The organism is Amycolatopsis albispora, from assembly GCF_003312875.1.
Taxonomy (GTDB): Bacteria; Actinomycetota; Actinomycetes; order Mycobacteriales; family Pseudonocardiaceae; genus Amycolatopsis; species Amycolatopsis albispora.
The window spans coordinates 8,726,803-8,750,697 of record NZ_CP015163.1; the positions used below are offsets into that span (position 1 = coordinate 8,726,803).

A 23,895-nucleotide genomic window follows, 5' to 3' on the forward strand; every position below is an offset into this window, starting at 1 on the left:
CAGGAGCCGTGATGACCCGCACCGTGCTCGTGCTCGGCGGTGGCACCGCCGGGTGCGCCCTGGCCGTCCTGTTGAGACGGTCCGGCCACGCCGTCGACCTGGTGGAGCTGAGGCCGGACTGGAACGCGGCCACCGGCTCCGGCATCACCCTGCAGGGCAACGCGTTGCGGGTGCTGCGCGCGGTCGGCGTGCTCGATCCCGTGCTGCGCGAGGGGTTCGCCTTCGAGGAGCTGAGCCTGCTGGGCGCGGACGGCACCGTGCTCGCCACGCAGCCGTCCGTCCGCACCGGTGGTGAGGACCTGCCCGCCACGCTCGGCATGCAGCGCCCGGCGTTGCAGCGGATCCTGATCGACGCGGTCCGCGCGTCCGGCGCGTTCGTCGGGCTCGGCCTCACGGCCACCGCGTTGGAGCAGCGCGGCAGTACCGTCGAGGTCACCTTCAGCGACGGCACCACCGGCGGCTACGACCTGGTGGTCGGCGCCGACGGCCTCAATTCGGCCGTGCGGCGGCTGATCGGCATCGGTGACGAGCCCGTGCCGACCGGGATGGCGATCTGGCGCGCGCCCGTGCCGCGCCCGGCCGGGCTGACGCACACGCACATGAGTTACGGCGGTTCCTGCTTCATCGCGGGTTGCTGCCCGACCGGCGAGCACACCGCCTACGCCTACCTGGTCGAGCGGACCCGCGACCGCGATTCCGTGGATCCCGCGGGTTACCACCGGGAAATGCGGCGGCTGGCCCAGGGTTACGGCGGCCCGTGGCGGGAGATCCAGGAGGCGCTGACCGAACCGTCGGTGGTCAACTACACCTGGTTCGACCGGCTGCTGGTGGACGGTCCGTGGCACCGCGGCCGGGTCGTGCTGGCCGGTGACGCCGCGCACGCCTGCCCGCCCACCCTGGCCCAGGGCGCGGCCATGTCGCTGGAGGACGTGCTCGTGCTGGCCGAACTGCTGTCCACACGGGACAACTGGGACGACGGCCTGTTCGAGGCCTACCGCGATCGCCGGTACCCGCGGGTTCGTGAGGTCGTCGATGCCTCCGTCCAACTGGGACAGTGGCTGCTCGCCGGGGTGCGTGACGCCGACGTGCCCGGACTGATGGGCCGCACCGCCAAGATGTTGAAGGAGCGGCCGTGACCGCCCCCACCGTCGACGTGCACGCGCACCTCCTGCTGTCCGAAGTGGACAAGCTGGTCGAGGGAATGCCCGGCTGGCGGGCCGCTCGTGAGCTGGACGCCCGCCGCAACGGGGCCGAAGCGCTCGCCGTCAGCGGTGCCATGGTCGGCGGCCGGCTGCCGTTGCTGACCGAGGTCACGCGGCGGCTGGCCGCGATGGACACCGCCGGCGTGGACGTGCAGCTGGTCAGCCCGTCCCCGTCGCACTACCACTACTGGGCCGATCCCGAGGTCGCCCAAGCGGTCTGGGAGACGGCGAACACCGCCACCGCCAAGCACTGCGCGCACGCCCCCGAGCGATTGATCGGCCTCGGAGTGGTGCCACTGCAACATCCCGAGCTGGCGGTCCAGGCGCTGGACCACGCGCTGAGCGAAGGGTTGGCGGGCGTGGAGTTGTCCAGTCACGCCCCCGCGCGCGAACTCTCCGACCCGGCCTACGAACCGTTCTGGGAACTGGCCGCCGAGACCGGCGCGGTGTTGTTCCTGCACCCGTTCGGCTGCACGCTCGACGAGCGGCTCGACCGCTGGTACCTGTCCAACAGCGTCGGCCAGCCCGCGGAGAACGCGGTGGCCCTGTCCCACCTCATCTTCTCCGGGGTGTTCGACCGCCACCCCGGGCTGAAGCTCGTCGCCGCGCACGGCGGCGGTTACCTGCCCACTCACGCCGGCCGCGCCGACCACGCCTGGCGCGTCCGCCCGGACGCCCGCGGCTGCGCCCGCGAACCCAGCCACTACCTGCGGCACCTGTGGTTCGACTCGCTGGTCCACGATCCGCGTGTGCTGCGCGAACTGGTCCGGGTGGCGGGCGCGGACCGGGTGCTGCTCGGCTCGGACTTCCCGTTCGACATGGGCACCACCGATCCGCTGGCGGCGCTGCGTGCCGCGGGCCTGCCCGAAGCCGATTTCCACGCCGTGCGTGGCGGAAACGCTGCCGCCCTGCTCAATCTGTCCACAAAGGAGTGATGATGACCCGGCGCCTGCTCACCCATCTCCGGCACGTCGATCTCGCCGTGCCGGACTACGACAAGCAACTGGAGTTCTACGCCGGTGTCTGGGGCCTGACCGAGGTCGCCAACGACAGCGGCCTCAGCTTCCTGGCCGCCGAAGGCTCGCCCGAGCAGTACGTGGTCCGGCTGCGCAAGGCGGAGGAGAAGCGGCTCGACCTGGTCGCGTTCGGGGCCGCCAGCGCGGCCGATGTGGACGCGCTGGCCGAACGGCTGATCGCCGCGAACGTCGAGCTGATCAGCAGCCCGGACCAGCTCGGCACGCTCGGCGGTGGTTACGGCTTCCGGTTCTTCGACATCGACGGCCGCACGGTCGAGGTGTCGGCCGACGTCGCGACCCGGCAGCACCGGCGCATCGAGGAAAAGGAATCGGTGCCGGTGCGCCTTTCCCACGTGGTGCTCAATTCACCGGACCTCAACCGGACCCGCGCCTGGTACGAGCAGCACCTTTCCTTTGCGCTTTCGGACACGCTGAGTTCACCGCACCTGGGCGAGGTCATGCACTTCATGCGGATCAATCCGCAGCACCACAGCCTGGCGCTGGCGAAGGGGCCGCACACCTCGCTGCACCACATTTCGTTCGAACTACGCGGGATCGACGAATATCTGCGCGGCACCGGCAGGCTGCTCCGCGCGGGCGTGCACAAGGTATGGGGACCCGGGCGGCACATGGCCGGGGACAACACCTTCTCGTATTTCTTCGACCCGCACGGCAACACCCTCGAATACACCACCGAACTGGAACTGCTCGACGAGGACAGCTGGCACCCGCACGTCTACGACTTCTCCGAGCCCGAGGTCACCGACCAGTGGGGGACCGCGAACCCGATGAGCGAACTGGTCGCCAAGGAATCGTTCAACGACCCCGACCCCGGCTGCTTCGCCGCCCCGCCGGTGTGACATGCGGTTCGCCACCTATGCCGAACGGGGCCGTGAGCGCGTCGGTGTGCTCGACGACGCCGAGCTGCTGCACCCGGTCGATGCCGCGTCCCTCATCGAGGTGCTGGACGAACTACCCGCGGCCGGGGCCGCGGCGCTGGACGGACCGCCGGGACCGCCCGTGTCCGCGGTCCGCCTGCTCCCGCCACTGCGACCACCGTCCATTCGCGACTTCGTCACCTTCGAGGAACACGTCGAGGGCATGCGTGGCGGTGACGGCGTGCCCGGCCAGTGGTACACCGCGCCGACCTTCTACTTCGGCAACCCGCATTCGGTGCTCGGCCCGCACGCCAACGTGCCGATGCCACCGGGCACCGAGCGGTTCGACTTCGAGCTGGAGGTCGCGGCCGTGGTCGCACGCGCGGGCCGCGACCTGACCCCGGAGCAGGCGGGCACGCACATCGCCGGTTACACGATCTTCAACGACTGGTCGGCCCGCGACCTGCAGGCCGCCGAGATGACCGTCGGGCTCGGACCGTGCAAGGGCAAGGACACCGCGTTGTCGCTGGGCCCGTGGCTGGTCACCCCCGACGAGCTGGCCGGTCACCGCGACGCCGACGGCCTGCTGCGCCTGGCGCTGACCGCCGAGGTCAACGGTGAGGTCGTCGGCTCGGACCTGCTGTCGAACATGAGCTGGACGTTCGAGGAACTGGTGGCCTACGCCTCGCGCGGCACCGAGGTGCGGCCCGGTGACGTGCTCGGCTCCGGCACCTGCGGCAACGGCGGTTGCCTCGCTGAGCTGTGGAACCGGGGCAGCGACCGGCCACCGCTGCGGCCCGGCGACACCGTCCGGCTCACCGTCGAGGGGATCGGCGAGCTGAGCACGACGGTGGTCGCCGGGGCCGTGTCGCACCCGCTCCCGGCCGCCCGGCGGCGCCCGCGCCACCGGCCGGGCGGGTAGACCTCAGCTGACCGCCTGCTTCACGAGCGCGCCGATCTTCGCCTCGTCCTCGGCGGTCAGCTCGGTCAGCGCCACCGCGGTCGGCCACATCGTGCCGTCGTCGAGGTTCGCCTGGTCGCTGAAAGCGAAGGTGGCGTAGCGCGTCTTGAACTTCGCGGCGGGCTGGAAGTGGCAGACCACCTTGCCGTCACGGGCGTAGGCGGGCATGCCGTACCACAGCTTCGGCGTCAGCGACGGCGCGTTGGCCTTGATCACCGCGTGCAGCCGCTCGGCGAGCGCGCGGTCGGAGTCGGGCATCTCGGCGATCTTCGCGAGCACTTCCGGCTCGGTGTCGGCCTTGGCGCCACGCCGGGTGCGCGCCTTCAGTTCCTTGGCGCGCTCCTTCATCGCGTCGCGCTCGTCCTCGGTGAACCCGTCGTATTTCTTCGTGGTGGCCATGGTGTTCCCTTTCTCTATTCGCCCGCCTGCTGGCGGGTCGGTGCGTGGAGCCGGTTGACGGCGTTGGTGGACGCGATGCCGAGCAGCAGCGCGGCCAGTTCCCGGTGGTCGAAGTACTTGGCGGCCAGGTCCCACAGCCGGTCCGGTACCGGGTCCGGGTGGTCGGCGAGGCGGGTCACGGCCTCGGTCAGCGCGAGCGCCGCGCGCTCGTCTTCGCTGAACCAGGGCGCCTGCCGCCACGCGGCGACCGTGTGCACCTGCCGCTCCGGCACACCGTGCTCCAGTGCCCGCCGGACGGCCGCGGCCACCCCGTGACCGCAGCCGTTGATCTGGCTGGTGCGCAGGTGGCTCAGCGCCAGCAGCCCGCCCTCCAGCCCGGCCGCCCCGGTGACCTCGTCCACGGCCAGCAGCGCGTCCATCGCCCCGGGGAGCAGCTCCGCCGGGTTCGGCATCCGCTCGGTCGGCATCGCTTCTCTCCTTCGGTCGCGCTCGGCCTGACGGGATTGATCTGATCACCCGGGCGCACCCCGTCGCGCGGTCCGTGGGACACCGTGGGACACGCGGAACGCGCTTGACCTGCGCAAACCTCGTCCTGATCCAGTTCGGTGGGCTGGGACGGGTACCGTGTTCCACCGTGTCGAGCCCCCAGCAGCGACTGGTCACCCAGCTCGCACGGATCAAGGACCTGAGCGGGCTCAGCCTGCGTGCGCTGGCCAAGCAGGCCGGGCTGAGCAGCTCGTCGCTGTCCCGGTACCTGACCGGCAGGCTGGTGCCGCCGTGGGAGGCCGTGGTGGCGCTGTGCCGCGCGGTCGGCCGCGATCCCCGGCCGCTGCGCCCGATCTGGGCCGAGGCGGCCAAGGCCGGGGCGGCCCCGCCGCCGCGCCGCAACGACCTGCCCGCCGACCTGATCGACTTCACCGGGCGGGAAGCGGAGTACGCGCGGGTCGAAGAGTTGCTGCGGACCGCGGGCGCGGTCGCGATCGACGGCATGCCGGGGGTGGGGAAGACCAGCCTGGCCGTCCACGTGGGACACCGGCTCGCGGCGGCATATCCGGATGGCGGGCTCTACCTCGACCTGCGGGGTTTCACGCCCGGCGAGCAGCCGCTGGACGCGCAGACCGCGCTCGGCCGGTTGCTCGGCGCACTGGAGATCAGCCAGCCGCCCGCCGGTACCGACGAGCGCGCGGCGCTCTGGCGGTCCGAGCTGTCCCGCCGCCGGGCACTGGTGGTGCTCGACAACGCGGTCGACGCGGAGCAGGTGCGCCCGCTGCTGCCCGGCGCCGGCCAGTCCGCGGTGCTGATCACCAGCCGGTCCCGGCTGGTCAGCTTGGACGGCGTGCCGCCGGTTTCGCTGGCGCCACTGGCCGACGACGACGCCGCGCACCTGTTCGGCCGGGCCGCGGGGGTCGCGCTCGCCGAGGAGGAGGCGGTCGGTCAGGTGCTGTCGCAGTGCGGCGGGCTGCCGCTGGCGCTGCGGATGGCCGGTGCCCGGTTGCGGCACCGTCCCGGATGGACGGTGGCCGTGCTCGCCGAGCGGCTGCGGGAGGGCGCCGGTCGCTTCGACGCGGTGTTCGGCATGTCGCTCGAGCAGCTCGACGCCGAGCAGCGGCGCGTGTTCCGATTGCTGGGTGTGCTGCCGGGTGCCGACTTCGACGAGGCGGCGGTGGTCGCGCTGACCGGCCTGCCGCGCGGCCGCGTCGAGGCGGCGCTCGAAGAGCTGGTCGACGCGCATCTGGTCCAGGAGCCGTCGCCGGGGCGGTACCGGATGCACGACCTGCTCCGCCGCTACGCCGCCGACCTCGCGGCGGAGGAGGAACCGCAGGCCGACGCCGCCGTGCGCCGGGTGCTGGAGCACTACCTGGCGGAGGCGATCGCCCATGATCGGGTGCTGCCGTCCCCGCGGCGGCCACAGCCTTCGCATGGTGATCCGGCGAAGGCGATGGCCTGGTTCGACCTCGAATACGTCAACCTGATCGCCGCCTTCGATGCGGCCGTGCGGCTCGGCGTGGACGAGGTGGTGGCCGAGTTGCCGCAGGCCATGCACGTCTGGTTCTTCCGGCATCGCGGCACCGGCGACCAGACGCGCCTGCTCGATGCCGCCGCGGCTGCCGCGGGACGGCTGGGGCGTGACCGGGAACGGGCTTCACTGCTGTCGGACCTGGGCTTCGCGCACGCGGCCGCGGGCCGCCTGACTGAGGCGCTGGCCGCGTACGAAGAGGCTGGTAAGTCCGATGTGGACGATCCTGAGCTGGTGGCCGGATTGGCCCTGCGGACCGGTTTCGTGCGCCGGGATCTCGGCGACCTCGAAGCGGCGCAGGCCTGTTTCCGGCGGGCGCGGGAGTTGTTCGAGCAACTCGGTCACCGCGGTGGGCAGGCGCAGGCGCTGGCCTTCGACGGCTGGGTGACGTGGCGGCTGGGCTCCTCCGGCGAAGCCGCCGAACTCGCCAGGACGGCGGTCGACCTGGCCGACGGGCCCGCGCGGATCACCGGCCTGGTCACGCTCGGTGTCGCACTGGCCGAGACCGAACCGGCCGAGTCGCTGCGAACACTGCACGAGGCGTTGTGGTTGGCGGAGGAGCACAACCTCCAGCACAACCAGGCGTGGTGCCACAACTACCTCGGCGTCGCGCTGCGGGTGATGGGGGAGCTGGACCAGGCCGTGGAGCACCACCGGCGCGCGCTGGAGCTGCTGGAACCGCTGGCGGAGGCGCAGCTGGAGATCGACTGCCTGCGGTCCTACGCCGAAACCTGCCGCGCCGCAGGACGCCCCGAGGAGGCACAGGCGCTACTCGACAAAGCCGCCACTGTCACGAATGTGGCTTTCGAGACGCAGAACGTCTCGAAAGCCACATTCGTGACACCGAGCCCGCATGCGGGCCAGGCCGAAACCGGCCCCGCCGCGGGGGTCGCGGGCGGGGCCGGGTGATCTGGAAGGGAGTACACGACTCATCGCGTACCGGTGGTGAGGCTGCCGCGGTCTGGCGCCACGAGACGCGTGCCGGGGCCAAATCGGGCTCACCCGGCCATGGCGGGAGCAGACAGCCTCATCCGGTGACCGGCGCGCGTGACCGTCGTGGGAATGCGCGCCGCGATATCACCTGCCTTTCCCAGACACACAGCTGACGCAGTTGGTCGAGGACGCTGGCGTGGCCCGGCGGAGGGGACCGTTGCCGTCGCAGGCCTTGTTGCCGGCGCACCGCCTCGCGGGGCTTGCCGGCCGGAGGACGGGTCCGGCGTGGACTCTTCGCACGCTGGCCCGTCGTGGCGAGGTGGTTCTTGGACGGCGGTGGGACAGGCGGGAAGCTGGCCGCCACGATCGCCTCGAACTCGGCGTCCACCAGCAGCGGCTCGGCACCCAGCAGGTCGGCGAACCCGCTGGTCGCGGGTGGCCTGCACAAAGTGTCCCGCATCGTCGATCACTCCCCGGCACGGTGTCTTTCGCTGGCACCAGGTGGTGTACCGCCTCTGTTATTTCTATAGCTCGCACTGGAGGTTATGTCAAGCGCCCGGCCCAGACATTTTCGCGCGGCGCAGGAGGGCGACCGGCCGGTGGCCCCGAGGGACGACTCCAGCGCGAATCCCGCGATCCACGAGCCGACCGCGGTGCCCAGGTTGAACGCCGTCGCCATGCCCGCAGCCCGAGCGACAAGGCGAGCCCGCTGTTCGTGGTCAACAAGGGCGAAGTGAAGCTGTAGACGACCAGCGACGAACCACAGACGGTCGCGCAATCGCGGCCAGGGAAATGGGCGCCGAGCGGATCATCGCGATGAGCCGCCACGAATCAAGGCAGAAGCTGGCCCGGGAGTTCGGCGCCACCCACGTCATCGCCGAACGCCTTGCCACGGCCACCCCCGAAACGCGGTGGGCCGAACGGTTCCCGCACCCGGTGACTCAGTCGAGCAGCTCCACGTAACCGTCGCTGCCGTGGACGCGGATCCGCTGCCCGTCCCGGATCAGCCGGGTCGCGCCGTCCACGCTGACCACGGCGGGCAGCCCGTACTCCCTGGCGATCACCGCGCCGTGCGTCATCAGGCCGCCGACCTCGGTCACCAGGCCGGCGATCGCCACGAACAGCGGCGTCCAGCTGGGATCGGTGTACGCGGTGACCAGGATGTCGCCCGCGGCCAGCTCGGCCCGCGCCATGTCCACGACCACCCTGGCCCGGCCCTCCACGGTCCCGGCCGACACCGGCAGCCCGGCCAGCGCGCCCGGCGGCAGGTCGTCACGCCGGTACTCGCCGTTGACGGCCTCACCGTCCGAGGTGAGCAGCCGGGGCGGCGTGAGCGCCTCGTACGACCGGAAGGCCTCCCGCCGTTCCCGGATCAGCTCGGCGTCCACCGCCCGCGTGCGCACAACCTCCTGGAACTCCTGCAGCCGGAGGTAGAACAGGTCGTCCTCGGCCCGCAGGACACCCGCTTCGACCAGGCGCGCCGCTTCCCGCAGCAACGCCTGCTTGTAGACGAAGTACCGGCAGACCATGCCGTACTTCGGGTACTCGCGGTAACCGGCGAAGGTGCGGACGCGGTCGATCATCCGCTTGGTTTCCGCGGCTTTGGCTTCCCCGTCCGGCAGCGCACGCAACCGCGTCAGCAACTCCTCTTCCTTGCGCAGCGCCTCCTGCCGTCCCTGCTCGAAGCGCTGCTTGCCGGCGCCGGGCTCGAAGTTCCTGACGTTGCCGAGGATCGTGGGCACCAGCATGGCGGGACGCTCGCTCCAGCGGTCCCTGGTGATGTCGATTTCGCCCGCGCAGCGCATGCCGTACTCGTCCAGATAACCCTGGATGGCGTCGCGTGCCTCGCGTCCGCCGGGCAGCGTGGCCAGCTCGTCCAGGAAATCGTCGTGGTCCTCGGCCGCCACCCGCTCCAGGAACGCCACGACCTCGGCGTGCGGCCGGATCGTGTCCGCGACGTCGAGCAGCGCGAGCCCCATTTCCGAGGTGACGTTGCCGGGCACGGACTGGGTGAGCACGTCGGCCGCGTTCTTCTCGCCCAGCCATTCCGCCAGCCGCTCGTTGAGCCACCAGGTGGTCTCCATCGCGGCCATGATCGCCTGGTGGCTTCGCGGGGAGAACAGGATCCGCCGCAGCTCGTCGAAGTCGGCCAGGACGAAGTCGAGCAGCGCCGTGCCGGACAGCGGCTGGATCTCGCGCCGCAGGGTTTCCACGGACGCCCGGTTCTCCGCGATCAGCTCGGCGACGATGGCCGGATCGGTCTCGATGGTGGACGGCGGGCCGTCGAGATGGGGGTTGCCGGTGCCCTGACCCGTGTCCGGCTGCAACGGGATGAAGTCCTCACGGGCCAGCACGCTTTCCAGCGCGTCGCGGATCAGCAGGTCCGACCGGCCCAGCGCGGTCAGCATGCCTTCGCGGCCCGACCGCGTCGCCAGCTCCGGGGCCACGTCGACGAACAGCCGCCCGCCCGCTTCGTGCATCTTCCGCGGGGTGGTCAGCTGCCACACGGACAGCCCGAGCGGCTTCATCGCGTCGGTCATCATCTGCTGGTGGCCGACGGAAAGGTAGACGTGGTTGCCGTCGTCTGCGCTTTCGGGCACCGGGAACAGCGTGGTGATCGGGCGGCTCTGCACGAGGTGGAACTCACCGTCCGCCAGGCACCATTCGATGTCCTGCGGGCCGCCGAAATGCGCTTCGAGCCGCCTGCCCAGCCGCACCAGCCGCACGGCCTGCGCCTCCGTCAGCGCGGGCCGCGCCTGGCGTTCCGGATCGACCGGCGCCTCCTTCGTGCCGCCTCCCGGCACCGCCTCGATGGCCCGCTGCTTGGTACCGACGGCCGTGGTGACGACCGGTTCACCGCGGTCGTCACGCACCGTGTAGATGTCCGGGTTCACCTGCCCGGACACCAGCGCCTCGCCGAGCCCCCAGCCCGCCTCCACGGTGGCCACCTTCCGGTTCGAGGTCACCGGGTCGGCGGTGAACAGGATCCCCGCTGCCTCCGGGAACACCATCCGCTGCACCACCACGCCCATCCGCACGCTCCGGTGACCGAAGCCGTTGCGCAGCCGGTAGGTCACCGCGCGGTCGGTGAACAGCGAAGCCCAGCACCGCCGGACGTGGTCGAGGACCGCCTCGGTGCCCACCACGTTGAGGTACGAGTCCTGCTGCCCGGCGAAGGACGCGGTCGGCAGGTCCTCGGCGGTCGCGCTGGACCGCACCGCGTAGGCGGCCTGGTCACCGAGGCGGGCGACCGCTTCGCTGATCGCCGTCACCAGCTCACCCGGCATCGCGACGCCCTCGACGACGCCGCGGATCTCGGCGCTCAGCGCGCGGATCTCCGCCTGGTCGTCCGGGCGCACGCGGGACAGGCGGTCGAGCTGCTCCTCGATCGACGCCGTCGCCAGGATCTCCCGGTAGGCGCCGGTGGTGACGCAGAAACCGCCGGGCACGCGGACGCCGTCGATCTTCGACAGCTCACCGAGGTGCACCCCCTTGCCGCCGACCTCCGCGAGGTTGGTCCGGTCGATCTGCTCGAAGCCCATCACGTAGCGCAATTCCGCTGCTCCATCGGTTCGTCGGGTGGTTCGCGACGGGAGTATGGAGCAGATTCCGGCGCCTCATGAGGCCGCGAAATCTGCTATAACCTGAAGTGGGAAGAGGGTGGTTCCCCGCTGGGGACCGGGCCCGCCCGATTCGTCCGGGGATGCCGGATTCGCCTGTGCCTCCACAGTGGACACATCACGCCGCGTCGGCCGATCGACCGGATACCGCCGGGGTGCGCTGATAGCATCCAGCCCGGACGTCAAGGGGGGACTGATGACAGGCCGGGGGTTCCGCGAAGAGCTGACCCAGTTGCTGCAGGCGCGTTACCCGCTGCTCGTCGTCGAGACGCACGAGGAACAGCGCGTGGTGCGGGAAATCCGCGCCGTCGCCGAGGACGGGTCGCGGCTGCGCACGCCGCGTCGGGTGCACGTGTGGTCCTCGACCACGGGTCTGGTCCCGGCCGGTGGCGGCGCGCCGGTGGCCGAGACGAGGGCGGCCTCCGCGGCGCTGGAGCGCGTGTACAGCTGGAACGAGCCCGGCGTGTTCGTTTTTGTCGACCTGCACCCGTCGCTGGTCTCCGAGGGCGGCCACCGCCCCGACCCGGAGGTCGTGCGCCGCCTGCGTGAACTGGCCACCACGCTCAAGACGCGCCCGGTCCCGCTGACCGTCATCCTGGTCTCGCCCGCGTTGAAGGTGCCGCCGGAGCTGGAGCACGACGCCACCGTCATCGACTTCCCGCTGCCCGACCAGCAGCAGATCGGCGAGCTGCTCGACAGCATGGTCGCCGCCCACCGGCACCAGGTGCGCATCGGCATCACCAGGGAAGACCGCGACACCTTCATCGCCGCGGCCCGCGGGCTCACCCTGCCCGAGGCGGAGAACGCGTTCGCCCGCGCGCTGGTCGAGGGCGGCGGGCTCGACCCCGGCGACCTCGAGCTGATCCTCGCCGAGAAGCGCCAGGCGGTGCGCCGGTCGGGCATGCTCGACATCGTGCCCGCGGAGGTGAGCTTCGAATCCGTCGGCGGCCTCGAACGGCTCAAGCGCTGGCTGACCAAGCGCAGCGGCACCTGGACCCCGGCCGCGGCGGCGTACAACCTGAGCGCGCCGAAGGGCCTGCTGCTCACCGGCGTTCCCGGGTGCGGCAAGAGCCTGTCCGCGGTGTGCGTGGCCAGCATGTGGCGGCTGCCGCTGCTGCGCCTCGACCTCGGCCGCGTGTTCGCCGGGCTGGTCGGTTCCAGCGAGAAGAACATGCGCGCGGTGATCCGCACGGCGGAGGGCATCGCGCCCTGCGTGCTGTGGGTTGACGAGATCGAGAAGGGCCTCGCCGGCGCGGGCGGCGGTGGGGACGGCGGCACCGCGCGGCGGGTGTTCGGCACCTTCCTGTCGTGGATGCAGGAGAAAACCGCGCCGGTTTTTGTGATGGCCACGGCGAACCAGGTCGACTCGCTGCCGCCGGAGTTCCTGCGCAAGGGCCGGTTCGACGAGATCTTCTTCGTGGACCTGCCCTCGGCCGCCGAGCGGGCGGTGATCTGGCGGATCCACCTGCGCAAGCGGGTGACCGACGAGTTCGTCGGCAGCGAGCTGACGATGGATGACGCGTTGTTCGCCGAGCTGGCCGCGTGCAGTGACGGCTACAGCGGCGCCGAGATCGAGCAGGCCGTGCTGTCCGGGCTGGTCGACGCCTTCGCCGAAAAGCGGCCGCTGCGCAAGGAAGACCTGGTGCACGCGGTGAAGTCGACCGTGCCGCTGTCGGTCACCCAGGCCGACGAGATCCTGGCCATCCGCAACTGGGCGGAGACGCGCGCGGTCGCCGCCACCGACGACAGCAGCCTCGCCCCGGCGCCCGCACCGCCCGCGGCGGCCGCGCCGCCGGAGCCAGCCGAGTCACTGCCGGGAAGGACGATCGACGTATGACGCACCGGGTGACCGTGACCGTCGGGCGTGACGGCTCGATCAGCGCCGAGACACACGGCGTGACGGGCTCGAAATGCCTCGACTACATCCCGCTCCTGGAGGATCTGCTCGACGCGGAGACGGTGTCCTCGGAGTTCACCGAGGACTACCGCCGCACCACGACGACCGCGGAGCACCAGGCGACCCAGCAGCAGTCCCAATGGAACTCCTGAACCTCCACCGGATCGTCGACGCGACGCTGGCCGAAGGGCCGGGCCTGCGGTGCGCGGTGTGGACGCAGGGCTGCTCGGTCCGTTGTCCCGGCTGCTTCAACCCGCAGACCTGGACCACCCGCGGTGGCACGCGGATGCCGTGGCCCGAGGCGGCGGAGCGGGTGCTGCGGGCCCGCGACGAGCACGGCGTCCAGGGCGTGACCTTTCTCGGCGGCGAGCCGTTCGACCAGCCCGAGCCGCTCGGCGCGCTGGCCGCGGCGGTCCGCGCGGAAGGGCTGTCGGTGATGACCTTCACCGGGCACCGCGTGGAGGAACTGCGCGTGCGGCCGGACTGCGCGGCGCTGCTGGCGTCGACGGACCTGCTGGTCGACGGGCCGTACCTGGCGGACAAGCCGGAGCCGAGCCGGCCGTGGGTGGGGTCGGCCAACCAGCGCTTCCACTTCCTGACCGACCGCTACGACGAGTCCGTGCTCGACGCCCCGAACCGGCTCGAGCTGCGGATCGCGACCGACGGCTCGGTGGACCTGAACGGGTTCGCCACCACCGAGGCACTGGAGGCGCTGCTCGCGCCGGTGCGTGAAGGGAACAACCGATGAGCGTCGTCCTCAAGCTGCGCAGCCAGGCGCTGGCCCAGCTCAACGCCGCCACCCTCGCCGCGCACACGCAGGCGCAGGCCGGGCAGGTCACCGTGCGCACCCGCATGCGGCACCGCGACCTGCTCACCAAGGCGCTGACCGGGCTGAACGCGCAGGTCACCAGCGACGAGAACACCGTGGTCGCGCAGTGGGCGGGGCGGCGGATCCAGTTCACCTACGGTCCCGACGGCGTGCAGCTGGCGCATGTGGACGGTCCGTCGATCAATCCGGCCGAAGCCGAGCAGCTGGTGCTGTCGGTGGACAACGCCTACGCGGCCGAGGTGCAGCGCCAGGTCTACGAGCGGCTCAAGGAGCGCGCCGCCCAGTCCGGGATGCGCGTGGAGTCCGAGCGGACCAACGCCGACCAGTCGATCAGCGTCACGCTGGTCGCCACCTCGTGACCGAGCGCAGGATCGGGCTGATCGAGTTCGGCAAGGCGCTCAACGACTCGGTGTCCGTGCCCGGTCTCGGTGAACTGCCCGGTGGGCAGGTGAGCGCGGGCCGTGCCACCCGCGGGGCGAGGGCGCGGCTGATCCGGAACGACCGGGTGCTGGCGGACAACCTGCGCCTCGGGATCATGGTGCGCAAGAAGTTCTTTTCGAGTGAGGTCGAGCCGGTGTCGGAGGTCGGCTTCCTCAAGGACATCTTTGTGGTCGTCGGGCGGCGGGACCTCGGCAACGGTGACGCGCTGGAGCTGTACAGCGACGAGGAAGCGCCGCCGGACACGAGCAGGCAGGTGGGGCAGGCGCAGGTGCACGCGCCGTACTTCGACGAGATCACCGGGGTGCGGCTGCAGGTGCAGCAGCGCGGCGGGGTGCTGCGGGACGGGGCGCTCGTCGGACTGGTCCGCGGTGGCCGGGGCGGTGGTCAGCCGATGCGGGTGCTCAAGCTGTTCGGGCCTGCCGGGCCGGTGCCGGAACTGCCCGCGGGGCAGCACGGCACGGTGCTGCTCGGGTTCCAGTGCGAGGTGCAGCCGATGGCCGGGGACGCGCTGGTCGCGTTCGACGAGCCGGAGTTGGAGTACCTGGAGCACCGGGAGGGTGTGGCCGTGACGCACGGGGTGAACCACCTGCCGGACGGCACGGTGGTGGCCGCGGTCGAGGTGCCGGACGTGCTGAAGGGCAACCGGCTCAGCGTCGGCTCGCTGGTGCGGGTGCTGCGCCCGGCGGGGACCACGTTCAACGAACGGTCCACAGTGGTCGCGACAGGGGTGCGGATCACGTCGCTGGCGCAGCACAACATGGCCGTGCCGGTGGCGAGCGGGACCGGGGTGTTCACCGTCGGCCTGTCGAGAACGGACCTGCGCGAGGGCGACACGATCGAGGCCCACATCCCGGCGCCGGGAACGCCGGGCGCGCCACCGGTACTCGCTCCGCCCCCGACGCTCGGCGGGGGCCCGATGACCGGCCCCACGCCGATGGGCGCCGCGCCAATGGGCGCGATGCCACCCGGCTTCCCACCCCCGACGGGTCCGCAGCCGACTGGCCCCGCGCTGACCGGGCCACAGCCGATCGGTCCCGCGGTGACTGGGCCGCAGGCTGCCGGGCCCGGCGTGACCGGGCCGCAGCCGACCGGCGCCGCGGTGAGCGGGCCGCAGGCTACCGGGGCCGCTCTCACCGGTGGCGCGCCGGGCTCGTCCGGGCAGCTCACCGACCTCAACACGGCACCGCCGCCGGATTTGGCGCGGCTGCCCGGCATGACCCCGCAGCGCGTCGCCGCCGCCGTGGAACTGCGCCGGCGGCAGGGCGGCTTCGCCGATGTCGAGGCGTTCGGCGTCGCCGTCGGGTTGCAGCCGCATGAGATCGTCCGCCTTCGCGCCCGCGCGACCACGAGCCGTATCCAGCACCACAACACCGGCGTCCGCCAGCTCGACATCTAAACAGGCCGGGCTCAGTGGTCCCGGTGGCCCAGCCCCGCCGAGATCTGCTGCGCCGCCCGGCCGACCACCTTCGCCAGGCCCCGCAGCCGGGCGGCGGGCATGTACGGCCGGGTCGCCGACACGCTGATCGCCCCGGCGATCGTGCCGCTCGCGTCCCGCACGGGCGCCGCCACGCAGCGGATACCGGGCTCGTTGTCCTCCAGGTCGAGCGCCACCCCGGTCTCCGCGTACTCCCGCATCCGCACCAGGAACGCGTCCAGGTCCCCGGGGTGCACCTGGTCCGGCTCCAGCGGCGCCTCCGCCTGGTACAGCCCCCGCCACTCCGGCTCCGAGTCCAGCAGCAGCGCCATGCCCACCCCGGTGCGCGTCAGCGGCATCCGGTGCCCGATCCGCGAGCGCATCTCCGCCCCGCGCGAACCCGGCAGCTTGTCCAGGTACAGCACCGAATCACCGTCCCGCACGGCCAGGTGCACGGTGTCGCTCAGCTGCGCGGACAACTCCTCCAGCACCGGCCGCGCCACTACCGGCAGCGGATTGCCGTGCAGCGCCTGGAACCCCAGCTCGATCAGCGTCGGCCCGAGTGTGTAGCCCTCCCGCCCGCTGCGCAGGTAACCCTCGCTGACCAGCAGCTGGACCAGCCGGTGCGCGGTGCTGCGGCCCAGCCCGGTGCGCGCGACCAGCGCACGCAGATCGGTCGCGCCGTCGGCGACGGCGCGGATCACCGCGAGGCCGCGGGCGAGCGTCTGGGTGCCCGGCGGGGGAGCGTCTGCCACGGCGTCATCCTACATATAGGGACGGCATTCGCATTATTGGGAACCGCGTCGCACAGTGCCCCCTGTGACGGACACCGAACCCGCCCTGGTCGCGCTCGACTGGGGGACCTCCGGCCAGCGCGCCTGGCTGCTCGGCACCGGTGGCCGCGTCCTGGACGGCCGCCGCTCGAAGCGCGGGCTGCTGGCCGTCACCGAGGGCATCGACCCCGGCGACCCGGCCGCCCGCGCCGCCGCCTACGAGACGGCCTTCCGGCAGGCCTGCGGCGACTGGCTCACCGCGCACCCCGGCCTGCCCGCCATCGCCTGCGGCATGGTGGGCAGCGCGCAGGGCTGGACCGACACCGGCTACCGCGCCGTTCCCTCCACTTTGGACTTCACCGGCCTGGTCCCGGTGCCGCACCGCGACGGCGTGCTCCACCTGGTGCCCGGCCTGCGGATCCCGTCCGGTGACCGGCCCGGCGACGTGCTGCGCGGTGAGGAGACCCAGCTCGCCGGCATGCTCGACGTGCTCACCGGGCCGTGCACCGTGGTGCTCCCCGGCACGCACACCAAGTGGGTCCGCGTCGAGGGCGACACGGTGACCGGGTTCGCCACCTCGATGTCGGGCGAACTGCACGGCCTGCTGACCAAGCACGGCATCTTCGCGCGCACGGCCGCCGAACCGGTCCGGGACGACGCGGCGTTCGAACGCGGGCTCGCGGCCGGGCGGCGGTCGCGCGGGCTGGCCGCGGAGCTGTTCGGCGCCCGCCCGCTGGTGCTCGACGGCGCGCTCGCCCCGGCGTCCCTGCCCGACTACCTCTCCGGCGTGCTGCTCGCCGACGAGGTCGCGCACCAGCTGTCCACTTCGGACACCGAGCGCGTGGTGCTGTGCGGCACGGCCGACCTGTGCCGCCGCTACGCCGCCGCGCTCGCCGACCGGGGCGTGGCGGCCGTGGTGCTGACCGAGGAGACCACCGTCCGCGGCCTGTGGCGCATCGCCACCGCGGCCGGGCTGGTCCACCACACTCCAGAAAGGACACCGCAACCGTGACCGGGCTGATCGCGATCCTGCGTGGCGTCACCCCCGCCGAGGTGGCGGGAATCGGCCACGCGCTCGCCGACGCCGGCATCACCGGCATCGAGGTGCCGCTCAACTCTCCCGAGCCGTTCACCAGCGTGCGGCTGCTCGCCGACGCGCTCGGCGACCGGTGTGAGATCGGCGCGGGCACCGTGCTCACCGCCGAGGACGCCGGGCGCGCCCAGGAAGCGGGCGCCCGGATGATCGTGGCGCCCAACTGCGACCCCGCAGTCATCCGCGCCGCGGTCGAGCTGGGCATGACGCCGTACCCGGGCGTCGCCACCCCCACCGAGGCGTTCACCGCGATCGCCGCGGGCGCCCGTCACCTCAAGCTCTTCCCGGCCGGTGCGGTCGGGACCGGCGGAGCCGCGGCCTGGCGTGCCGTGCTCCCGCCGGACGTCGGACTCCTGCCGGTGGGCGGGGTCGACGGAACCAACCTGGCCGCGTGGGCCGCCGTCGACGGCGTGGTGGGCGCGGGGCTCGGCTCCTGCCTCTACCGGCCGGGCGACACCGCCGAAGTGGTCGGTGCCCGAGCCGGTGAACTCCGCCGGATCTGGGACGGAACGTCGCAGTAGTAAGGGAAACCATGAAGATCACGTCAATGACGACATTCCAGGTGCCGCCCCGCTGGTGCTTCTTGAAGATCGAGACCGACGCGGGGATCACCGGCTGGGGCGAGCCGGTGCTGGAGGGCAGGGCCGAGTCGGTGGCCGCGACGGTGGCCGAGCTGTCGGACTACCTGATCGGCCAGGACCCGGCCCGCATCGAGGACATCTGGACCGTGCTCTACCGCGGCGGGTTCTATCGCGGCGGCGGCATCCACATGAGCGCGCTGGCCGGGATCGACCAGGCGCTGTGGGACATCAAGGGCAAGTCGCTGGGCGTGCCGGTGCACGAGCTGCTCGGCGGCCGGGTGCGCGACCGGATCAAGGTGTACTCCTGGATCGGCGGCGACCGCCCGGCCGAGACCGCCCGCGCCGCCCGTGACGTGGTGGACCGGGGGTTCACCGCGGTCAAGATGAACGGCACCGAGGAACTGTCCTATCTGGACAGCTGGGCCAAGGTGGACCGCTGTGTGGCCAATGTGGACGCGGTGCGCCAGGCGGTGGGCGCGGACGTCGGCATCGGCGTGGACTTCCACGGCCGCGTGCACAAGCCGATGGCCAAGGTGCTGCTGCGCGAGCTGGAGCCGTACCGGCTGATGTTCGTCGAGGAGCCGGTGCTGTCCGAGCACGTCGAGGACTTCGCCGAGGTGCTGCGGAACTCGCCGATCCCGATCGCGCTCGGCGAGCGGCTGTATTCGCGCTGGGACTTCAAGTCCGTGCTGGCCTCCGGGGCGGTGGACATCATCCAGCCCGACCCGTCGCACTGCGGTGGCATCACCGAGGCGCGCAAGATCGCGCACCTGGCCGAGGCACACGACGTCGGCCTGGCGCTGCACTGCCCGCTCGGCCCGATCGCGCTCGCCGCCTGCCTGCAGATCGACGCCGGTTGTTACAACGCGACGATCCAGGAGCAGAGCCTGGGCATCCACTACAACACCAGCAACGACCTGCTCGACTACCTGGTGGACCCGTCGGTGTTCACCTACCGCGACGGGCAGGTCGACATTCCCGGCGGCCCCGGGCTCGGCATCGAGATCAACGAGGAGTACGTCACCGAGCGCGCCGCGGAAGGGCACCGCTGGCGCAATCCGGTGTGGCGGCACGCCGACGGCTCGTTCGCGGAGTGGTGAGCGGCATGACGCAGACAACAACCGCGGGCGCCGGGCTGTCCACAACGGCCTCCCGCATCCGGGTGCTGGTCGCGGTGATGCTCTTCGTCACCGTGGTGATCAACTACCTGGACCGCTCGAACCTGTCGATCGCCATGCCCGCGATCGCCGGTGAACTGGACCTTTCCAAGGCGCAGCAGGGATTGCTGCTGTCGGCCTTCGGCTGGACCTATGCCGCGCTGCAGATTCCCGGCGGGTGGCTGGTCGACCGGGTGCCGCCGCGGGTGCTGTACCCGGTGTGCCTGGTGCTCTGGTCGCTGGCGACCTTCTTCATGGGCATCATCGGCGGTTTTGCCGCGCTGATCGTGCTGCGGCTGATGGTCGGCGTGTTCGAGGCGCCCGCGTACCCGATCAACAGCAAGATCGCCACCGTGTGGTTCCCCGAGCGGGAACGCGCCACCACCATCGGGTTCTACACCTCCGGCCAGTTCATCGGGCTGGCGCTGCTGACACCGGTGCTGTCCTGGCTGCAGTCGGTGCTTTCGTGGCACTGGGTGTTCGTCAGCACCGGCCTGGTCGGCATCCTGTGGGCGGTGATCTGGTACGCCTGGTACCGGGAACCGCGTGATTCGCGGGCGAACGACGCCGAGGTGGAGCTGATCAAGTCCGGTGGCGGGCTGGTGGACCTGGCGCGCGAACGGCCGGAGCGGGCGCGGATCACGCGTGGTGATCTGGCGACCGTGCTGGGCCGCCGGAAGCTGTGGGGCATCTACCTCGGGCAGTTCTGCCTGACCTCGACGCTCTGGTTCTTCCTCACCTGGTTCCCGACGTACCTGGTGGAGTACCGGGACATGGACTACATCAAGTCCGGTTTCCTGGCCTCGCTGCCGTTCGTCGCCGCGCTGGTGGGCGTGCTGATTTCCGGGGTGCTGTCGGACTTCCTGCTGCGCCGCGGTGCTTCGCTCGGCGCGGCGCGCAAGGGGCCGATCATCGCCGGTCTGCTGCTGAGCACGCTGATGGTGGGCGCGAGCTTCACCGATTCGACCGCGCTGGTCATCGTGTTCCTGTCGGTGGCGTTCTTCGGCAACGGGCTCGCGTCGATCACCTGGTCGCTGGTCTCGGCGCTGGCGCCGCGGCGGCTGTTCGGGCTGACCGGCGGGATGTTCAACTTCATCGGCAACCTGTCGTCGATCGCGACGCCGATCGTGATCGGGCTGATCGTCACCGACGACAGCTTCGCGCCGGGCTTCGCCTACATGACCGTGATCACCATCGCCGGGATCCTGTCGTACGTGTTCCTGGTGGGGAAGGTGGAACGGGTCGAAGAACGCGGGTGACCCCCTGAACACGACCGGTCGTCCGGGTACGACCGGTCGTGTTCGTGTTCAGTCCAGGCAGAACTCGTTGCCCTCGGGGTCGCGCATCACGATGAACCCGTGGCTGAGCGGTGGCGCGGGTTCGTGCCGTTCGAGCCGCTCGGCGCCCAGCGCGACGAGCCGTTCGCACTCCACCTCCAGCGCCGCCATGCGCTCGTCGCCCTGCAAGCCGGGCGCCGCGCGGATGTCGATGTGGACGCGGTTCTTGGCCACCTTGTCCTCCGGCACCTGCTGGAAGAACAGCCGCGGCCCCCGCCCGTCCGGGTCCTCCACCGCGGAACTCGAGTTGCGCTGGTCCTCCGGAACGCCGACCCGCTCCAGGAATTCGTCCCACGCCGCCAGCGGGTCCGCGCCCTCGGGCAGCTCGACCCCCGGCGGGGCCGGGTGGACGTAACCCAGTGCGTCGCGCCAGAAGCAGGACAGCGAGCGCGGGTCGTGCGCGTCGAAGGTGAGCTGGATTTCGCGGCTCATCGGAGGGCTCCGTTCGTGTGCAGGTACAGGTCGCGCAGCAGGCAGACCTCGGACAGGTGGTGGATCAGCTCGCGGTGGATGTGCAGCACCAGATCGGCGATCGCCAGCTCGGGATAGGGCTCCTTGTTACCGACCGGGGTGCGGAGCTCCGCCTCGCTGAGCCCGCCGACCCCGGTCACCCAGGCGTCGAGCTGCGTGCCGAGCTGGTCGAGCGCGGTGGCCGCGTCGCCGGCGTAGTGCCAGCTGTCGTAGGACGCCGGGGGCCCGCCGAAGTGCGACGCGTTGCGGGCGGCGAGCACACCGACGATGACGTGGCCGAGCCGCCAGGCGATGGTGGTGAAGGGCGCGGGATCGGGCGTGGGAATGGCGTAGTCGATGGTGAAGTCCCCGGCTCCGGCCTGCACGGGCGCGGTCGAGGTGCCGCGCGGGCGCACGCTCCAGGCGTCCGGCACGGGCGCCCAGAAGTACTCGTCGTCGGTCAGGCCGTCGAGGCGGGCGCGGACCTGGTGCCGCCAGTGGAACTCCCACTGCTCCCGCAGGCTCCGGTTCCAGTCGAATCCGTTCATGGGACCACCCTGGCATGCCTAGCGGACAGATACGGTCCGCTATCTCCGATAGGGTGAGCGGGGTGGACGGTGAGGACCGGGGGACGACGGAACGGGTGCTCACCCTGCTCGGGCTGTTGCAGCAGCGGCAGGTCTGGACCGGACCCGAGCTCGCCGACCGCCTCGGGGTCACGCCGCGCACGGTCCGGCGTGACGTCGAACGGCTGCGCGCGCTCGGTTATCCGGTGCACGCGAGCCAGGGCGTCGGTGGCGGATACCAGCTCGGCGCCGGGCAGGACCTGCCGCCGCTGCTGCTCGACGACGAAGAGGCGATCGCCACCGCGGTCTCGCTGCTGGTCGGCGCGGGCGGGGCGGTCGCCAGCGCGGGGGACGCCGCGCTGCGGGCGCTGGCCAAGCTCGACCGGGTGCTGCCGTCGCGGCTGCGGCACGAGGTGCGCACGTTGTCCGACGCGGTGGAGTCCTTCGACGGTGGCCGCGTGCCGGTTGATCCCGAGGTGCTGATGACGCTGGCCAGGGCGTGCCGCGACCAGGTCGAGGCCGGGTTCGGCTACCCGTCCGGCGGCGAGGTGCGGGAGCGGCGGGTCGAGCCGTACCGCGTGGTCGCCTCCGATCGCCGCTGGTACCTGCTCGCCTATGACCTCGACCGGGACGGCTGGCGCAATTTTCGGGTGGACCGGATGACCGGGGTGATCGCGCGGACCTGGCGGTTCAGCCCGCGCGAGGCGCCGGACGCGGCGGCGTTCGTGCAGGAGAACGTCGCGTTGCGCGTTTACCCGCAGCAGGCGCGGTTCCTCGTGCACGCCGCGGCGGACACGGTTCGCGCGCAGGTCCCGGCGTCGGCCGCCGTGGTCCGCGCGCGGGGGAAGGGGCGCTGCGAGGTGCGCAGCGGCGCGGCCAGCCTCGACTACGTCCTGATGCACGTGCTGCTGCTGGGGCACGAGTTCGAGGTGCTCGACCCGCCGGAACTGCGGGCGCGCTGCGGTGAGCTGGCGGACCGGCTGCGGGCGGCCGGGTCCGTGTGATCATGGCAGCGTGCAGTTCGAGACTTCGTCGGGGCCGGTCGTCGGGCGGGTCGAAGCGGACGTGGTGCGGGTGCTCGGGGTGCCCTACGCGGTCGCGAAACGGTTCGAGGTGCCGGAGGCGCCGCCCCCGTTCAGCGAACCGTTCACCGCGTTCGAGCGGGCGCTCGCCCCGCCGCAGCACCGGTCCCCGCTGCTCACCCGGCTGATCGGGGACGACGACCTCGGTGACGGCGAGGCGTGCCAGCGGCTGTCGATCACCGCGCCCGCGGACCTCGCCGAGGGTGAGCGCCTGCCGGTCATGGTGTGGATCCACGGCGGTTCCTACGTCACCGGCGCGGGTGACCTGAACGTGTACGACCCGCGGGCGCTGGTCACCGAGCAGCGGGTGGTGGTCGTGACGGTGACCTACCGGCTCGGCGTGCTCGGCTTCCTCGGCGACGGAGTCCGGGTGCCGGCGAATCTCGGCCTGCTCGACCAGCTCGCGGCGCTGCGCTGGGTGCGCGACAACATCGCGGCGTTCGGCGGTGATCCCGGGGCGGTCACGGTGTTCGGCCAGTCCGCCGGTGGGGACGCGATCGCGCACCTGATGATCAGCGAGGGCGCCGACGGGTTGTTCCGGCGCGCGATCATCCAGAGCGCGCCGCTGGGCATCACGTCCGGGCGGTCCGCGATGACTTCGGCGATGCTCGCGGCGGTCGGTGAGCTGTCGCGGGAGGCGCCGGTCGGGGAGATCCTCGCGGCGCAGATGGTCGCGGAGAAGGCGGCGCGGCGCTTCGGGCTGCCCGGCGGAATGCCGTTCGGGGTGCAGTACGGCCTGCCGCCGGTGCCCCCGGAAGCCGAACGGGACGAGGCCTGGCGGAAGGCCGCGCCCCGGATCGACGTGCTGATCGGCTGCACCGCGGAGGAGGCGGCCCTGTTCGCCGGGGCGGTGCCCGCGATCGAGCGCGTGTTCCGGATTCCCGTGGCGGGCCCGGTGATCCGGCGTTTCGGCACGGCGCCGCTGACCCGGAAGATCTACGACGCGCCCGCGCGCGCCTTCGCCCGGCGGCATCGGGAGGCGGGCGGGCAGGCCGTGCGGTACCGGATGACCTGGCAGCCGGACGGCAGCTCGTTCGGCGCGGCGCACATCGCCGACCTGCCGCTCATCCTCGGCACGCGGCAGGCCTGGGAACGCTCGAAGCTGCTGGGGCGCGTCGACTGGTCCGAAGTGGACCGTCGTGGCCGTGCGGTCCGCCGCGTCTGGGCGGGTTTCGCCCGCACCGGCCAGGTTTCCCCGGACGACGCGCAGGCAGCCCGCGACACGCTGACCTTCCCGGCGAGCTGACCG

Annotated in this window: 22 protein-coding genes and 1 pseudogene; 17 read left to right on the forward strand and 6 right to left on the reverse strand. The window is 71.9% G+C overall.

The genetic code is table 11. From position 1 onward, the window contains the following. Positions 1-11: 11 nt before the first annotated feature. The 4 genes from A4R43_RS40530 to A4R43_RS40545 are packed head-to-tail and all read left to right on the forward strand — an operon-like array spanning position 12 to position 4,018. Positions 12-1,136, forward strand: a complete 1,125-nt coding sequence (locus A4R43_RS40530) for an FAD-dependent oxidoreductase (protein WP_113696927.1) — start codon at positions 12-14, stop codon at positions 1,134-1,136. After that, on the forward strand, positions 1,133-2,137 hold the full coding sequence (locus A4R43_RS40535; RefSeq protein WP_113696928.1) for an amidohydrolase family protein: 1,005 nt from the start codon (positions 1,133-1,135) through the stop codon (positions 2,135-2,137). Before A4R43_RS40530 ends, A4R43_RS40535 begins: the two co-directional genes overlap by 4 nt. Beyond that, positions 2,137-3,078 (forward strand): VOC family protein, encoded by a 942-nt coding sequence (locus A4R43_RS40540; RefSeq protein WP_236808580.1) that lies wholly within the window; start codon positions 2,137-2,139, stop codon positions 3,076-3,078. Before A4R43_RS40535 ends, A4R43_RS40540 begins: the two co-directional genes overlap by 1 nt. A gap of 1 nt (position 3,079) precedes the next feature. Then, positions 3,080-4,018, forward strand: a complete 939-nt coding sequence (locus tag A4R43_RS40545) for a fumarylacetoacetate hydrolase family protein (protein ID WP_113696930.1) — start codon at positions 3,080-3,082, stop codon at positions 4,016-4,018. A gap of 3 nt (positions 4,019-4,021) precedes the next feature. Here A4R43_RS40545 and A4R43_RS40550 read toward each other — a convergent pair whose 3' ends face one another. Both A4R43_RS40550 and A4R43_RS40555 read right to left on the reverse strand, forming a co-directional pair. Beyond that, a complete protein-coding gene (locus A4R43_RS40550; protein ID WP_113696931.1) occupies positions 4,022-4,456 on the reverse strand; it encodes an iron chaperone in 435 nt (144 codons plus the stop codon). 14 nt (positions 4,457-4,470) lie between these two features. Further along, a complete protein-coding gene (locus A4R43_RS40555) occupies positions 4,471-4,923 on the reverse strand; it encodes a carboxymuconolactone decarboxylase family protein (RefSeq protein ID WP_113696932.1) in 453 nt (150 codons plus the stop codon). A 167-nt stretch (positions 4,924-5,090) separates the two neighbouring features. Between A4R43_RS40555 and A4R43_RS40560 the strand changes: the two genes are divergently transcribed. Together A4R43_RS40560 and A4R43_RS44350 are read left to right on the forward strand one after the other, a co-directional pair. Beyond that, on the forward strand, positions 5,091-7,382 hold the full coding sequence (locus tag A4R43_RS40560) for an ATP-binding protein (protein ID WP_113698213.1): 2,292 nt from the start codon (positions 5,091-5,093) through the stop codon (positions 7,380-7,382). 801 nt (positions 7,383-8,183) lie between these two features. After that, positions 8,184-8,291 (forward strand): annotated as a pseudogene (locus tag A4R43_RS44350) (IMP dehydrogenase); the annotation flags it as partial. Positions 8,292-8,347: 56 nt separating this feature from the next. Here A4R43_RS44350 and rph read toward each other — a convergent pair. Further along, complete coding sequence (gene rph / locus A4R43_RS40575; protein ID WP_236809363.1) at positions 8,348-10,951, reverse strand: rifamycin-inactivating phosphotransferase; 2,604 nt, start codon at positions 10,949-10,951, stop codon at positions 8,348-8,350. 271 nt (positions 10,952-11,222) lie between these two features. Between rph and A4R43_RS40580 the strand changes: the two genes are divergently transcribed. The 5 genes from A4R43_RS40580 to A4R43_RS44355 are packed head-to-tail and all read left to right on the forward strand — an operon-like array spanning position 11,223 to position 15,589. Beyond that, positions 11,223-12,863: an AAA family ATPase gene (locus A4R43_RS40580; RefSeq protein ID WP_113696934.1), complete on the forward strand. Its 1,641-nt coding sequence runs from the start codon at positions 11,223-11,225 to the stop codon at positions 12,861-12,863. After that, entirely contained in the window at positions 12,860-13,075 is a 216-nt protein-coding gene (locus A4R43_RS40585; protein WP_113696935.1) for a DUF2997 domain-containing protein, read from the forward strand. Before A4R43_RS40580 ends, A4R43_RS40585 begins: the two co-directional genes overlap by 4 nt. Next, positions 13,063-13,671, forward strand: a complete 609-nt coding sequence (locus A4R43_RS40590) for a 4Fe-4S single cluster domain-containing protein (RefSeq protein ID WP_113696936.1) — start codon at positions 13,063-13,065, stop codon at positions 13,669-13,671. Before A4R43_RS40585 ends, A4R43_RS40590 begins: the two co-directional genes overlap by 13 nt. Then, positions 13,668-14,111 carry a hypothetical protein gene (locus A4R43_RS40595; RefSeq protein WP_113696937.1) on the forward strand — a complete coding sequence of 148 codons (444 nt, stop codon included), beginning with the start codon at positions 13,668-13,670 and terminating at the stop codon, positions 14,109-14,111. The genes A4R43_RS40590 and A4R43_RS40595 overlap by 4 nt, the downstream gene beginning before the upstream one ends. Beyond that, complete coding sequence (locus A4R43_RS44355) at positions 14,108-15,589, forward strand: ComEA family DNA-binding protein (RefSeq protein ID WP_236808583.1); 1,482 nt, start codon at positions 14,108-14,110, stop codon at positions 15,587-15,589. The genes A4R43_RS40595 and A4R43_RS44355 overlap by 4 nt, the downstream gene beginning before the upstream one ends. A gap of 11 nt (positions 15,590-15,600) precedes the next feature. Here the strand turns inward: A4R43_RS44355 and A4R43_RS40605 are convergent, their stop codons facing one another. Beyond that, on the reverse strand, positions 15,601-16,362 hold the full coding sequence (locus tag A4R43_RS40605; RefSeq protein WP_113696938.1) for an IclR family transcriptional regulator: 762 nt from the start codon (positions 16,360-16,362) through the stop codon (positions 15,601-15,603). A gap of 64 nt (positions 16,363-16,426) precedes the next feature. Between A4R43_RS40605 and A4R43_RS40610 the strand changes: the two genes are divergently transcribed. From A4R43_RS40610 to A4R43_RS40625, 4 genes are read left to right on the forward strand one after another with little or no spacing between them, the layout of a single operon-like run. Beyond that, positions 16,427-17,392 (forward strand): 2-dehydro-3-deoxygalactonokinase, encoded by a 966-nt coding sequence (locus A4R43_RS40610; RefSeq protein WP_236808586.1) that lies wholly within the window; start codon positions 16,427-16,429, stop codon positions 17,390-17,392. Then, the gene (locus A4R43_RS40615) at positions 17,389-17,994 is read left to right on the forward strand and encodes a 2-dehydro-3-deoxy-6-phosphogalactonate aldolase (protein ID WP_113696940.1); all 606 of its coding nucleotides are present in this window, start codon (positions 17,389-17,391) and stop codon (positions 17,992-17,994) included. Before A4R43_RS40610 ends, A4R43_RS40615 begins: the two co-directional genes overlap by 4 nt. 11 nt (positions 17,995-18,005) lie before the next feature. Beyond that, positions 18,006-19,154, forward strand: a complete 1,149-nt coding sequence (dgoD, locus tag A4R43_RS40620; protein WP_113696941.1) for a galactonate dehydratase — start codon at positions 18,006-18,008, stop codon at positions 19,152-19,154. 5 nt (positions 19,155-19,159) lie between these two features. Continuing rightward, on the forward strand, positions 19,160-20,470 hold the full coding sequence (locus A4R43_RS40625; RefSeq protein WP_113696942.1) for an MFS transporter: 1,311 nt from the start codon (positions 19,160-19,162) through the stop codon (positions 20,468-20,470). A 48-nt stretch (positions 20,471-20,518) separates the two neighbouring features. On the opposite strand, the gene A4R43_RS40630 is transcribed toward A4R43_RS40625, so the two are convergent. Together A4R43_RS40630 and A4R43_RS40635 are read right to left on the reverse strand one after the other, a co-directional pair. Further along, positions 20,519-20,980 carry a VOC family protein gene (locus A4R43_RS40630; RefSeq protein ID WP_113696943.1) on the reverse strand — a complete coding sequence of 154 codons (462 nt, stop codon included), beginning with the start codon at positions 20,978-20,980 and terminating at the stop codon, positions 20,519-20,521. Next, the gene (locus A4R43_RS40635) at positions 20,977-21,546 is read right to left on the reverse strand and encodes a DinB family protein (protein WP_113696944.1); all 570 of its coding nucleotides are present in this window, start codon (positions 21,544-21,546) and stop codon (positions 20,977-20,979) included. Before A4R43_RS40635 ends, A4R43_RS40630 begins: the two co-directional genes overlap by 4 nt. 62 nt (positions 21,547-21,608) lie before the next feature. Here A4R43_RS40635 and A4R43_RS40640 point away from each other — a divergent pair, with 62 nt between their 5' ends. Both A4R43_RS40640 and A4R43_RS40645 read left to right on the forward strand, forming a co-directional pair. Then, positions 21,609-22,568: a helix-turn-helix transcriptional regulator gene (locus A4R43_RS40640; RefSeq protein ID WP_236808587.1), complete on the forward strand. Its 960-nt coding sequence runs from the start codon at positions 21,609-21,611 to the stop codon at positions 22,566-22,568. Between the two features lie 10 nt (positions 22,569-22,578). Continuing rightward, positions 22,579-23,892 carry a carboxylesterase family protein gene (locus tag A4R43_RS40645; protein ID WP_113698214.1) on the forward strand — a complete coding sequence of 438 codons (1,314 nt, stop codon included), beginning with the start codon at positions 22,579-22,581 and terminating at the stop codon, positions 23,890-23,892. Positions 23,893-23,895: the final 3 nt, after the last annotated feature.

Bases quoted from the DNA above. Each gene is read 5' to 3' on its own strand.
- A4R43_RS40580 (WP_113696934.1), top strand. From the start codon at position 11,223: ATGACAGGCCGGGGGTTCCGCGAAGAGCTGACCCAGTTGCTGCAGGCG.
- A4R43_RS40545 (WP_113696930.1), top strand. From the start codon at position 3,080: ATGCGGTTCGCCACCTATGCCGAACGGGGCCGTGAGCGCGTCGGTGTG.
- A4R43_RS40590 (WP_113696936.1), top strand. From the start codon at position 13,063: ATGGAACTCCTGAACCTCCACCGGATCGTCGACGCGACGCTGGCCGAA.
- A4R43_RS40585 (WP_113696935.1), top strand. From the start codon at position 12,860: ATGACGCACCGGGTGACCGTGACCGTCGGGCGTGACGGCTCGATCAGC.
- dgoD (WP_113696941.1), top strand. From the start codon at position 18,006: ATGAAGATCACGTCAATGACGACATTCCAGGTGCCGCCCCGCTGGTGC.
- A4R43_RS40625 (WP_113696942.1), top strand. From the start codon at position 19,160: ATGACGCAGACAACAACCGCGGGCGCCGGGCTGTCCACAACGGCCTCC.
- A4R43_RS40550 (WP_113696931.1), bottom strand. From the start codon at position 4,456: ATGGCCACCACGAAGAAATACGACGGGTTCACCGAGGACGAGCGCGAC.
- A4R43_RS40555 (WP_113696932.1), bottom strand. From the start codon at position 4,923: ATGCCGACCGAGCGGATGCCGAACCCGGCGGAGCTGCTCCCCGGGGCG.
- A4R43_RS40630 (WP_113696943.1), bottom strand. From the start codon at position 20,980: ATGAGCCGCGAAATCCAGCTCACCTTCGACGCGCACGACCCGCGCTCG.
- A4R43_RS40595 (WP_113696937.1), top strand. From the start codon at position 13,668: ATGAGCGTCGTCCTCAAGCTGCGCAGCCAGGCGCTGGCCCAGCTCAAC.
- A4R43_RS40540 (WP_236808580.1), top strand. From the start codon at position 2,137: ATGATGACCCGGCGCCTGCTCACCCATCTCCGGCACGTCGATCTCGCC.
- A4R43_RS40530 (WP_113696927.1), top strand. From the start codon at position 12: ATGACCCGCACCGTGCTCGTGCTCGGCGGTGGCACCGCCGGGTGCGCC.
- A4R43_RS40635 (WP_113696944.1), bottom strand. From the start codon at position 21,546: ATGAACGGATTCGACTGGAACCGGAGCCTGCGGGAGCAGTGGGAGTTC.